Here is a 13,755-nt window from a genome sequence, read left to right on the forward strand (position 1 = left end):
ACGAGGAGCCATCCTGCGGACGCAAGGGGATCGCTGCGGGCATCAGGGCAAGGTATGGCATTGCGTTGGCTGAACCTCACGACGGTATGACGACGCCTGTAGGCATCATTACCCGCTCCATCGCAACAAGACTGGCACCGCAACCGCGAAACAATCTTTGGCGTCGACTCGTTTACAGATGTAGATGCAAACACCTTACCGATCGTCGAGATCGAGCATGGAAGCAGTCATGACCGGTTCGCTGACAGCATGGCGTGATCTGATCGCCCAGCTTGACGATCAGCAGATTGCCGAACTCACCACTACCGGAGATCTCGCGGCCCCCGTGCGCACGCGCCTTGGGCGTGATCTGCGCACCCGGCTGGCAGCCCATGCCGCCTACATTCCTGCCCGCATTGTGCAGAGCCAACTCGCCGATCCGCAACCCGGACGCACCACCGGCGCTTTCTGGGAAGGATCGCTCCTCTTTGCCGATTTGTCCGGCTTCACGGCTCTCTCCGAACGGTTGTCGGTGCTTGGCCGGCAAGGCGCCGAAGAAGTTTCGGCGGTCGTCAACCGGCTGTTCGCCGCGCTGCTGCACGAAGTCCAAGCGCGGAGCGGGGCGCTGCTCAAGTTTGGCGGCGATGCGCTGACCGTCTTTTTCGATGCGGCCACGCTCGGCGATCAGCACGCGACTGCGGCCTGTACGGCGGCCTTGGCGATGCAAACGCGCATGGCTGAATTCGCCAATCTCGAAACCCGGGCCGGCACCTTTACGTTGCGGCTGCGGGTTGGGGTGCATGCCGGGCGCGTCTTTGCCGCCGAAGTCGGTGATCAGAGCCATATCGAATTGGTGGTGACCGGGCCGGAAGTGAACCGGGTGGCGTTAGCACAAGAGATCGCCGCGCCGGGTGAGGTGGTGATTACCGGCCAAACCGCGCAACTCCTTGAACAGCCGCAGCTTGAGGTGCGCCGCGACGGCTTCTACCGTCTCCTCGGGCTGGCAGTAGCGCAGGCGACGATCGCGCCGCCCCCACCGCTGCCGCTCGACGGCCCTGATGATCTGGCGACCCTCAACCGCTTGGCTCGCCAATTAGCCGCACTGCAACCTTACCTCGTGCATCGCCTGCCCCGCCGCTTTCTCGACCCGGCTGCCGGCGAATTGGGTGAGTTTCGCCCGGTGACAGTGCTCTTTGCCAATGTCCACGATTTTTCCCGCTACCTTGCGGTGCTCGATTCTGATCCCAACTTAGCCGCCACCATCTTCAACGCCTACTACCGGCGTGCGCAGGCAGTCGTACATCGCTACGACGGCATCATCAACAAGGTCGATATGTACACCCATGGCGACAAGTTGATGGCGTTGTTCGGCGCGCCGACTGCTCACGAAGATGACCCGACCCGGGCCGTGCGCTGCGCGCTCGAGTTGCACGAGGCGTTACACGACGCCAACGCCGAGATCGCAGCCTTATTGGACGCAGCCGTCCCGCCGCTGACGCAGAAGATCGGCATCAATACCGGCACTGTCTTTGCCGGACGGGTGGGTGGCGCAACCCGCTATGAATACACCGTTATGGGGCCGGCGGTCAATCTGGCGGCGCGCCTGATGGCGGCTGCCCCCGATGAAGCGATCTACCTCTCGCCCAGCACCCAGACCGCGGTCGAAGGCCAATTTGTGCTTGAGCCGGGAGCGCCGCTGCACCTCAAGGGATTGAGCGCAGCGGTAACACCGGCCAAAGTCGTCCAGATCGCGACGGTCGCTACTCGTCACAGTCCGGAACATCTGGCTATCGCCCCCTTGATCGGGCGCGATACGGAATTAGCGCAGGTGATGGCAGCGGCGCGGGCCGCATTACAGGGGCAAGGAGCGACGATAGCCATCGTTGGCGAAGCCGGCGCTGGCAAATCGCGTTTAGCCGAGGAGGTGATTCAGCGCCTAGTCATCGCTTCTACCGAACACAATCATGTGACCGAGGATGTGCCATCGTTTACGATCCTCTTCGGCGATTGCCAAAGTTACGAGCAGCGCACTGCCTATGCCGCAATTCGCGCGCCATTGATGAATGCGCTAGGGCTTGACCTGCGCGCCGCGCCGGCCCAAGTAGCTGCTGACACGGTTGCCCGTGTCGAACGGCTCGTGCCGGATGCCAGCCGTTTTACGCCGCTGCTAGCCGATGCGCTCGGTTTGCCGCTGGCCGACACACCGCTCACCGCCGGCTTATCGCCCCAACAACGGCACGACCGGCTGCAAGAGTTGATTGTCGAAATCTTTCTCGCCGCCACCACCCGCGAGCCGGTCTTGTTGGTGCTCGAAGATTGCCATTGGGCCGACTCACCCTCGCTCGAAGTGCTCGAACGCCTGAGCAAAGCCGTCGCTAGACGAGCGCTGGCGTTGCTGCTGACCTACCGGCCCGAAATGGCATCGCCCGCACCGTGGGAAACACTCCCCAACACTGTCCGGATCGAGTTAGGCGAATTGCCGCCCAGCGACAGCCAAGCCTTGCTCGCAGCACTCCTCGGCGGTTCGCCACCCAACGACATCTTACCGTTACTTGACCGGACGCAAGGCAACCCCTTCTTTATTGAGGAATTGGTGCGAGCGCTAGTGCGTGACCGCTTATTGGTGCGCAGCGAGGCAAGCGGCGCATGGCAACTCACGCAACCGATCGAAAAGATCGAGCTGCCACGCAGTATCGAAGGCTTATTGATCGCCCGCCTCGACCGGCTCGACGAACCGCGTCAAGAGTTAGTGCAAGTCGCCTCGGTGATTGGCCGGCGCTTTCCGCGCCCGGTGGTAGAAGGCGTCTACTCGAACCCACCCGCACTCGACGAGAGCATCCAGCGCCTGATCGAAGGAGAACTCATCCAAGCCGATCAGCAAGAGCGGATTCTGGCCTATATCTTTCGCCACGCGCTGTTGCGGGATGTCGCTTACGAAGGCATCCTCTACGCCCGCCGCCGGGCGTTGCACGCCCGGGTCGCCCGCCGGATCGAAGCGATTGCCGCCAATCAGATCGAAGAGCAATACGCCGTGCTGGCGTGGCACTTTCTGCAAGCCGAAGAGTGGCTGCCCGCGTTGCGCTACCACGTGCAAGCCGCCGAGCAAGCCCGCCGGCGCTTCGCCAACCGCGATGCGCTCGCCCTCTATACCACCGCACTCAATATCGCGCCACGTTTGAGCACCGTCTTACCGCCGGCCCAGTTGATCGATCAAGTGGCCGCGATCCACGAAGCGATCGGCGAATTGCATCTGGTCTTGGGCGAATACGATCAAGCGGAACACCATTTCCACGAGGCGCTGCAGCTCAGCTTACCGGTAGGCGACGAACCGGTCAGTGAACGCTGGTTGCGCATGCACCGCATGCTTGCCACGGTCGAAGAGCGGCGTTCGCGCTATCAAGCCGCCTTCGACCGGCTGACCGAGGGGATGGCCCGCACCCATCGCGGCATACCGGCGGAAACGGCGCGCTGCTACATTTTAGGCGCCGGTATCGCGTACCGTACCGGCGATTACACCCACGCAATGGAATGGGCACGGATCGGGTACACCTTGGCGGCGCAAACCGGGAATGCTACTGATCAAGCCCGCGCCCTCAAGATTATCGGCAACATTGCCGGCTATCAAGGTGACCGCACCCAAGCCATCGAGGCGCTCAACCAAGCGCGCACCCTCTATGAACAGGCGAATATGCTGGCCGGTTTGTGCGATGTGCTCAACGACCTTGGCCGGGTCTACACTCAAGCCGGGAGGTGGGCCGAGACGATTGCCGTCTTTGAACAATCCATGGCGATTTCGGAAAATATCGGTGATGTGCTGGCCACTGCCCGCACAGCGAACAATCTGGCCGTCGTGCTGGTGGGGCGAAACCAGCTTGACCGGGCCGGCGCGTTGTACCAGCGCGCCAGTGAACTCTTTGCCCGGCTTGGTTCGCGGCTTGGCGTGGCCGTGACCAGCTACAACCGCGGCGAAGTGTTGCTCAATCAAGGGCGCGCCGCTGAGGCGCTCGCCCTCTTTGATGCTGCTATTGCTGATCTGGAAGCGATCAATGCCCGTAGTTTCCTGCCCGAAGTATTGCGGTTAGCCGCACTGGCGGCATTGGCCTTAGGCGATCGCGAACGGGCCCGTAGCGATGCCAATCGTTCCTTGGCCATTGCCGAAGAGCTTGGCCAAGCCGACGACTCGGCGATTGCCAATCGGGTGCTCGGCGAGATCGCGTTGGCATCCGGCGATCTTGATGTGGCAGAGGATCTCTTCGCCCGCAGCAGCTCCACCTTGGCCCAACTCGACAATCGCTACGAGTTGGGGAAAGTCCGCTACCAACAGGCCCGGCTAGCTCTGGCCCGCCACGACTTTGCCGCAGCAGCGGTTGCTCGCACGGAAGCGATCGCCATTTTTACCGAACTCGATGCCCAGCGCGATCTGGCGCTTGCGGCGGCGTTGCCGGCATGAACATCGTGGTTCTTCATTCGGAAGGAGTATCGCTATGCGCCGCCTCCTACTCATGCTGACACTGGTAAGTATCGCATTGGCGCCACTGGCATTAACACCACGACCGAGCCCGGTCACTGCCGCCGAGGCTGAACCAATCCACTTGACCAGCATCACAGAATTGCCAGCGATCAATGAGATTGAGCCGAACAACCGCATCTTGCCACCCGGCACGAATGCGCAGCCAATCGCAGTAGGCCGCACCGATAGCTGGCGACAGCCGATCAGTGGCGCGGTTTCGTCATCGAGCGACATCGATTACTTCGCCTTCACGATTGACGCCCCCGGCTCGTTGATCACCATCGACCTCACCAACCTCGGCGCCGACTACGATCTGGTCTTTGGCGGCGGGGTTGACCCAGTGACCGGCGTCGGCGGCGCCACTGAAACCTTTGAGTTTGACAATGGCGAACGCGGCTTGGAGGATGTGACCCAGATCGGCGGCCAGATCACCTCCATCGGCGGTCAGATTACTTCCATCGGCGGCCAAATCACTTCCATTGGTGGTCAGATCACCTCCATTGGCGGCCAGATTACCTCCATTGGCGGCCAGATTACCTCCATCGGCGGTCAGATTACCTCCATCAGCATCAACCCCGGCACCCGCGACGAACGGATCGAGACGATTGTGTGGCAACCGGGATTGTACTTCGTCGCCGTCGCTCCCTCGAGTGCCGGCCAGATCAGCCCGCTCCCATACCGGCTGGTTGTCACCCTCCAGCGCAGCACGCTCCAATCGCTCGGCCCGGCCCCGCATGTCGAGTTTTACACTGACCGGCCGGATCCCGCCGTTACCACCCTCTACATCATCAACTCAGCCCGTATGGAGGAGGTATATCCGAGCGATCTCACAAGCATCAATATCATTACCACCACCCTGCAACAATCATATTCGCTCACCCAGACCCTTGTCATGGGACTCAATGAACAACCGCTGATCCAAGAAAAAGGGGCCGTGATCGATCTGGCCAATCTTGAGGTGATCACCGGCAGCGAGGCAACACCTTTTAGCCAATTGCTGACCGAATGGTCGCAACCGGCCAATCAACGCAACCCGCTCTACGCCAACTACATCGCCAGCATCATTGATCACGTGATCGAAGCGGCGATTGACCCGACCGGCAATGGCAGTTCGAGTAACGTCCGGGTCGAGTATCTCATCCGGGCAAATAATGATAGCAATCTTGGGAACGAAACCAACCCGGTGACGCCCTACCCCAACGTGCGCAATATTGTGCTGGTCGGCAGCGACGAGATCATCCCCTTCTTCCGGCTGCCCGACCTCACGACCATCGCCAACGAAGCTGATTATCTGGAATATCTGAAGACGATCGATGCGCGCAGCAACGGCGCCAGCCTCATCTCGCCCGACAACCCGCTCGGCGCGGCGTTGCGCAACCGCATGATGGTGAGCGACGATCCGTATGGCGCCGATCGGCCCTACCGCTTCTACGGCTTCCCGCTGTTTGTGCCCCGGCTAGCTGTGGGCCGGCTCGTCGAACAACCGGCTGAGATCGCCGATTTCTTGCGCCGCAACCGGCCTGTATGGTATGAAGACAACATATTGCTGGCTGGGCAAGAATACAACCCGAGCAGTGCTTCGATCACCGGCTACGACTTCTTGATCGACGGCGCAAACGCCATCACGCGCACCCTCACCCAAGCAACGTCGATCAGTGTCACCAAACGCACCGTCATCACCAACACGTGGAGTCGCAGCGACTTCGAGAACAATTGGCTCGAACAGCCGCTGAACGCAACCGGCTTCTTCACCACGCCATTAGCGGTCTTTTCCCGCACCAACACTTTACTCAGCTCACTCAACGCCCACTTCGACCATTGGCAGCTCATCCCAGCCGTCGAGCGCGGCAGCGATCCTCACTTCCCCGCCGATCGCATTTTGAGCACCGGCTATGAGGAATTCATAGAGATGTGTGATGTATATCCAATTGGATGCCCCGGCTTCTTCTACAACACCATCTACTATTCGGTTGGTTGTCACAGCGGGTACAATGTGCCGTTCAATGCTATCAACCAAACGCTCGACCTTCCCATTGGCTACTACGCCGCTGACTTCGCCCAAGCCTTCAACCGCCACGCCGGCAACTGGATCGGCAACACCGGCTACGGCTACGGCACGCTCGACGGGGTGGATTACAGCGAGCGGTTGGCGGCGTTGCTGACCCAAGAACTGGTGCGGAACGAGACCCGGCCCGATCCGATGGCAGAAAATGGGGTTACGTACGTCGGGCGCAGCATCGGCGAGGCGCTGGTCAACGCCAAGCTCCGCTATCTGCGCACGTCAATCGGTCTCAACACCTACGACTACAAAGTGCTGGCGATCACGACACTGTACGGCCTGCCGTGGAAGCGCATCTTGGTTGACAACCCGCTGACTGCGCCGGTCGAAGACCTCAATGCCGAACTGCCGGCAGGCGACCGAACGGCGCCAGCACCGATTGCTGGCAGCCAGTTGACGCGCACGATCACGTTCACCATCAACTATGACACCAACTACCTGCAACCAACTCGCACTGGCAGCGTTGTCCAGCTCAATCCGAGCAACTTCACGATCAGCGATACGTTCTTGCTTGCCAGCACCTTCAACGTCACCCCAACTGTGACCGTCTTCAACAACAACTTGATCGGCATGCCCAGCTTGCCTGCCTTCACCTACGACATTACTGCGTTGTCGGGAAGCGATGACGCCTCTCCGCTTGTCGTGCGCGATGTCATCTTCCTTGGCGGCCAGTACAACACCGTCGAGAACTTCAACCCCACCGTCACCCAAATCGTAACCGAGACCGCCACGCCATTGATAACGACGACGATTGAACCTGACTTCAGCGCCGGGATCGGGGTGTGGGTGCCTGACCGCTTCTTTGGCCATAGCAGCATTGGCAGTGGCGCCGATCAACGCGACACCCTGATTAGCACGGCTGCCCAATTCCGCGCCACCAACGGCGTCACCGGCACCCTGCGCACCTACACCCGGCTGGTGTATCAGGTGATCTACACCGATCCAGCGGCAGATGGCGCCGATGATGCCTTGGAAGACCAAAATCCGCCGGTGATTGAGCGGGTGCGCATTGCTGGGCAAGATGCCGGGTTGCAGAGCATCTCAACGCCGATTGAGGTGATTGTGAGCGATCCCGACCACCCCGCCAACCCGCAAGTGAACGTGACCGGTGTCTACCTCGCTGCCGATAACGTCACGTGGACGCCGCTCACCTTTACCAAAGACGCCGAAAACCCACGCCTGTGGATGGCAAGTGTGCCGCGCAACTGGCCTGATGTGCGGATCATTATCACTGCCATCGACAATGCCGGCAATACGGCTATGTACACTGCGAAAGGCGCGTTTGCGCCACCGACATATCGGGTGCTAGTGCCGGTGATCGCAAAGTAATGTAGACTACTCCCGGCTACCATAGCCCGGCCCTCAAGCGCCGGGCTATGGTTACAAAGCCCGCTACGCGGGCTGCTGGCCCTCACCCCCAGCCCCTCTCCCACTGGCGCGGGTTCAAGGGCAGACAGAACGGATGAGCATAGATACGGTTGCTGGCGTTGGGATGCGCTGGTTTGCCCCCACCCCCAACCCCTCCCCCGCTGGGGGAGGGGTCATGGGGAGTGCAGCACGGGGCTTTGAGGCATCGCACAGCGATCCACGGTTGCAATCGATCACATGGGCTGTCCGCCCCTGAACTGGCGCGAGAGAGGAGCGTAAAGCCGGGTGTTGAGGCATCGCACAGCGATCAACATGTGCTGTCCGTCCCGCAACGTCAGCGGAAAGGGGCCGTTCCCGTGCTCGCGGGGGATTGCTTCGCCGCCTCCGGCGGCTCGCAATGACAGACGGCAAGCGGAGGCATGTCCGATTGTCCTTGCGAGGGGCGCAGCCCCGAAGCAACCGTCTGCTGTGGCGGTTAAAGGGCGTGCGATCCGGCGCCCGGCCCTTCAGGGCCGGGATCTCATTACGAAGCCCGCTATGCAGACTAATGGTGAGTGGCAATCGCCTTCACCACTCGCACAGCGGGCCAACCATTCGCGGCAAATGTGTGCGTTTTGCGCAGTTCTTCATCACCCCTCCCCCAGCGGGGGAGGGGCACGGGGTGGGGCCACCTCTCCGCCCCTCAAGCGCCGGGCTCGCGTTACGAAACCCGCGCCGCGAGCTGGAAGGAAGGTACGTCTATGTCCCCAGCCTTAAATGCTCACGCGCCCATAATGCAGCTTGCGTGCGGTCGCGCACCGCGAGTTTGGCAAAGATTACGCTCAAGTGGTTTTTGACCGTACCAATGCTGAGGGCGAGTTTCTCGCCAATCTCTTGATTGGTATAGCCCTGCGCAAGCAGCAGCAGAATCTCGCGCTCACGCGGAGTCAGCCCAATCGCCGGTTCAGCGGCAGGCGGTTCAGCCGGCGGCGACGCAGCAGTGGCTAATTGGCTTAGGCGGGGCAAGAGTTGGGCGGTAATCTGCGGGTGGATCAGCGCGCCGCCGGCAGCGACGGTGCGAATGCTCTCGGCCAGCGCGCGATGATCGACATCTTTGAGCAGATAGCCGCGCGCGCCGGCGGCAATCGATTGCAAAACGCGCTCGTCATCGTGGAAGGTGGTGAGCATAATCACCACCGGGCGCGGGCCGCGCGCGGCGAGCTGCCGCGTCGCTTCGACCCCATCCATCACCGGCATCATCACATCCATCAGCACAATATCCGGGTCGAGCGCCGCGACCAATTCGAGCGCCTCGCGGCCATTGCCGGCCTGCCCGACCACTTCAATATCCGCTTTGCGGGCCAGCAATGCGGCAATACCGGTGCGAATCAGCGGCTGGTCATCAACAATCAAAACCCGGATCGCCATCGTTAGCCTCCGCCTTCCGCCGGCAACACCAACCGCAACCGCCAGCCGCCATCGGGCAACGGCCCCGCTTCAAGCCCGCCGCCGAGCGCCTCGGCTCGTTCACGCAAACCGATCAGGCCAAAACTGCCACTGCCCAGATCAATCGGCGGCAGAATGCGATCCGGTTGATCATTATTCGTGATCGTCACCACGACATAGCCGCCTTCGGCCTTGACCTGTACGGCAATCGTGTCAGCGCGGGCATGTTTACAGGCATTTGTGAGACCCTCTTGCACCGCGCGATAGATACAATGCGTCACCGGCGCCGCCAGATGATCAATCTCCCCCTGCACCTCTAATGCCACCCGCGCGCGGGTGCTTTGGGCGCATTGCTCTGCTAACCGGCGCAAATGCGCAGCCAAGGTCGCTCCCTGTACCGGGAGTTCGGCATCGGCCACCGCCAAGAGGCTCTGCCACGCGCTGTGCAGCAACTCGCGGCTATTGGCCAGATGGTCGCGGGCAGCCGCTGCATCTTCGGCAGCCAGCTCAGCCGCCAGTTGCAATTCTAGATTGATCAGCACCAGCTTCGATCCCAGATCATCATGCACTTCGCGCGCCAGCCGCGCCCGCTCGGCAGCCACAGTGATCGCCTGCATCTCATCAGCCTGTTGCTGCATCTCGGCTTCGAGCAGCTTGACTTGCCATTCCACCTGCTGGCGGCGCCGCAATTGATAGCGGGCCAGCAACAACGGCGCACTTACCAGCACCATCGCCATCAGTAAGCTTACAGTTGTCGTTACGTCAAGCACAAATGGCTGCCAAAACCCCACCACCATAAGGAGGAGTGGCAGCACCGCCGCGAACAGCAGCCACTGCAAGAGCGACAACCGGCTGGCCATTTGCCATGCCACCAGCAACAACCCCCAGAGCAGCGGCAGCAGATTGGTCATCGCTGCCATCAACGTAATGGTCAGGGTTTGCGCTGCCAATCCCAGTTGGACAAACACGGCATGCCGCACCTGCTGGGTGCAAGCACTGGCCACAATCAGCAACCCGCCCAGCGCCAAGAACCAGAGCAATGCACTGATTGAAAGGGGCCGAGGTTGCAATAACGCTAGCCCCAATGACAACGAGACGAAGAGCGACGGCAACAGCCACGCCAGTACGTGATTTGGGCGCGGCGCGATGAGCGTCTCATCAACGGCACCGGCCAGCGCCAAGCGCGGCGACGGCTCGTGACTCCCCGGCTGATAGCGCAGGGCCATCACTATGGCCCGCAACCGCTCGATCGCATTCGCCGCCGCTGCTCGCGGTACATCAATCACAGCCTGCACCCGGCCAAGGTTGGTTTGCGCCAGCGCCAAGGCCGTCGCGACGCTCTGTTCGGCGTTTGCTAGTGCCTGTTGCACCTCGCTGGCCAACAGATGCAACAAACGCTGCCGCTCTTCGCTGGCTGCACGCTGCTGCATCTCGCGCAGCAAAGCCGAAAAGGCGGCATAGCGTTGCTGCATCTGCTGCAACATTGATTGCATCTGCTCGCTACGATGAACGTGGCGGGCATAGATGAAGGCAGCGATGATCGCGCAAGTGGCCGGGAAAGCAATCGCCAAGTTGCTTTGCAACCACCCGATCAGATCATTCGAGAGCTGGTAGCGCACGATTGCCCAAATCGCCCACACCCCAATCGCCATGATCGCCCACACCCATGGCCGGAAGAGGATAATGCCCTGCAAGACCAGCACGAGGTAGATGTAATCTATCAATGGCGCCGCCGTGAGCAGTTGCGCACCGGCTGCCGCCGCCAGTTCGAGCCCAATTAGCGCCAGTTGCCCCCAAACAGTCAAGACCCGCAGCGGCGTCAGCCATGCCACCCCGAGCATGAAGCCCAGACAGGCCAGCATGCCGGCCAAGCGCGGCCATTCGGCGCGCAAGGCCGCGTCACCCACTGCGCTCAACGCCACCACCAGCGTCACCAGCGAGAGCAGGATGAGGAACGCGAGCGCAGCGCGTTGATAGCGCGAGATGATCGTTTGGGTGAGTGACGATAGGCGATGGTTCATAGTATGAGTGTATCATATCGAGCGAACAGCGCGATCACCGGTTCTCGCTGATGGCCCGCCGCACCGCTGCCGCCACATCGAGTATGCCCGCACCGGCGACATTGCCGGCCCCGCACCGCTCGCCATCTGCAGCGGTGTAGGGACGGGCAGTTTCGCGCAGGATGCGTTCGGTTTCAGTAATGTTCCCGATCAGAGCCGGGTTAGCCGACCAGAGCAACGCGACCGCACCGGCGACGTGCGGCCCGGCCATCGAGGTGCCATCGGCCCGCGCATAACTCTGGTTAGGATACGCTGAGAGAATATCGACCCCCGGCGCGACCAGATCAGGCTTGACCCGTCCGCTGCCATCGCTCTGCACCGGGCCAACGCTGCTGAACGGCGCTAGTTGGCCGTCAGCATCCACGGCACCCACTGTCAGCACGTCGTCGTAAATTGCTAACGGCGCATTGAGCGAGCTGCACGCCGGGCCGTCATTGCCGGCGCTCGCCACCACAAACACCCCGGCGGCGCGCAACGCCGCCACCGCCGGTTGCAGCGCATCCGGCGCGCAGCCTTCGAGGTCTTGCGGGCAACCCCACGAATTGTTGAAGACATGCGCGCCACGAGTCGGATCACCGTCGCGCAACGGATCGCCGGCAGGCGGGTAGGGCGCAAACAGAAATTGCATGCAGTCGAGATAGCGCGGAGCGTTGCCGAGGTTGCGGGCCAAATTGACGCAGCCGATCCACTGCGCATCAGGAGCTACGCCAACTGTGTTGCCCAGCGCGGTCGCCAAGGTGTGGGTGCCATGCCCGCCCAAATCATACGGCGCAGTTGCTCCCGTCCACGGATCGAGCCAATGGTAGGCATGCTCGACGCCATTGGCCGTGCGCCCGGCATACGCATCGCTCAGTTCGGGATGCTCAAGTTCAACCCCCGAATCGGCTTGGCCAATGATAATGCCCGCGCCGCGCGCCCCCAATGCCCACGCCTCCGGCGCACCGATCATGGTCACATTCCACGGCGGCTCGTCCGGCGGCGGTTGATCACCCGTCGCCGGCAACGGCGAGAACGGCAATGGCCGCAGGTGCGGCGCCGGCATCACCACCGCCACTTCTGGCCGGCTCTGCAACCAGAGACGCAAGGGCAGATCGGCCTCGACCTCAAGCGCATTGACGAGGTAGAAGGGTGTGTAGCGCACCCCAAGCTGATCGAGCGCCACCCGCAGATCGGCCTGCGTGGTCGCGGCATGCGCCGTTAACCGCCGATACACCGCTACGCGCCGCTGATCGTAATCGGCGATCGTCGCCAATGCGCTCACATCAGCCTGCTCGCGTAAAACGACGAATACGCGATCACCAGCCGGCGCGGCCCGGCCCCCGCCGATCAGCAACGCCAACCCAGCCACTGCCGCCAACCCGGCCCCCGCCGCGTGGACTCGCCGGTCGGTGACAAACAGGGCCAGCGGCGTCACCAGCAAGGCCAGCAGCGCCTGCCCGATCGCGGCCAGTAACGCGAGATGAAACCCTTCGGGAAAGCTGCTGAAGAGCAGCAGCGTCACCAGTGCATCGGGATCGGTGAAGGCCAACGGCAACCCAAAGTAGAACAGACCAAAGCTAGCCGAGAGCGGTGCGGCAGCATTCAGACCAGCCTGCCGGCCCAACGCTAGCCACAGCCAACCACCTGCCGGCGCCGCGAAGAGAAAGAGCAATGGCGCACTGTTCGGCCCTAGCGCCCGGCTCAGGATCAACAGCAGCAGACCCAGCGCCGCGCCTTCGGCCAACCATACCCCGGTTGGCACACTCGCACTCTGCCAGCTTTGCGGCGGTTGCCATGCCAGCAACTGCCCGCCGGCCCAACCTACCACTGCTCCCTGTAATAGAGCCACCGCCACATCGAGCCACGAACCGGGGGCGCCAATCGCCAGCCACGGCAACCCCGCCAGCAACCCCGTACTCACCGCAACCGGCGTCCACCCCCATTGCACTGGCCGGCGCACGAACAGCGTCACCGCGAGCGCATAGAGCACGCTCACCCCAAGCTGGGCCAGCGCGATCCATTGGCTTTCCGCCGAGGGGATCAAGGCCGTGAATGCGAGCATGGCCGGCAACGGCAGCGCCGCCAGCCAGCGCAGCGCCGCCGCCCGCACCGCGCCCCGCCCCACCCCGGCCCAGATCGCAAAGGCCACTGCCCCTCCGATCAGGCTGATCCAAATCACAACCACCCGGCCAATGCCGCCCGCACCAAAAAGACTGACCCCAATTTCCACCAACCGCAAAAACGCGCCAATCCCCAGTGCAATCAACAATACCGCCGCTAGCAAGCAGCCAATGCCCCACGAACGACCGGTGCGCGGCGCGGTTTGGTCGAAAGATGCCATAACGATCCGTGTTATACTTTCTATAGATAGCAAC

Annotated in this window: 5 protein-coding genes; 2 read left to right on the forward strand and 3 right to left on the reverse strand. The window is 62.0% G+C overall.

What is annotated here, in order from left to right; translation table 11 throughout:
- Window positions 1-217 precede the first annotated feature (217 nt).
- The gene (locus A6A03_RS04660; RefSeq protein ID WP_066784091.1) at window positions 218-4,429 is read left to right on the forward strand and encodes an adenylate/guanylate cyclase domain-containing protein; all 4,212 of its coding nucleotides are present in this window, start codon (window positions 218-220) and stop codon (window positions 4,427-4,429) included.
- 34 nt (window positions 4,430-4,463) lie between these two features.
- Window positions 4,464-7,877: a peptidase gene (locus A6A03_RS04665; RefSeq protein WP_245668837.1), complete on the forward strand. Its 3,414-nt coding sequence runs from the start codon at window positions 4,464-4,466 to the stop codon at window positions 7,875-7,877.
- A 777-nt stretch (window positions 7,878-8,654) separates the two neighbouring features.
- Here A6A03_RS04665 and A6A03_RS04670 read toward each other — a convergent pair.
- From A6A03_RS04670 to A6A03_RS04680, 3 genes are read right to left on the reverse strand one after another with little or no spacing between them, the layout of a single operon-like run.
- Complete coding sequence (locus tag A6A03_RS04670) at window positions 8,655-9,323, reverse strand: response regulator (RefSeq protein WP_066784095.1); 669 nt, start codon at window positions 9,321-9,323, stop codon at window positions 8,655-8,657.
- Between the two features lie 2 nt (window positions 9,324-9,325).
- Window positions 9,326-11,362 carry a histidine kinase gene (locus tag A6A03_RS04675; protein WP_066784098.1) on the reverse strand — a complete coding sequence of 679 codons (2,037 nt, stop codon included), beginning with the start codon at window positions 11,360-11,362 and terminating at the stop codon, window positions 9,326-9,328.
- A 34-nt stretch (window positions 11,363-11,396) separates the two neighbouring features.
- Window positions 11,397-13,721 carry a S8 family serine peptidase gene (locus tag A6A03_RS04680; protein ID WP_066784101.1) on the reverse strand — a complete coding sequence of 775 codons (2,325 nt, stop codon included), beginning with the start codon at window positions 13,719-13,721 and terminating at the stop codon, window positions 11,397-11,399.
- Window positions 13,722-13,755 lie beyond the last annotated feature (34 nt).

The organism is Chloroflexus islandicus (genome assembly GCF_001650695.1).
GTDB classification, from domain to species: domain Bacteria; phylum Chloroflexota; class Chloroflexia; order Chloroflexales; family Chloroflexaceae; genus Chloroflexus; species Chloroflexus islandicus.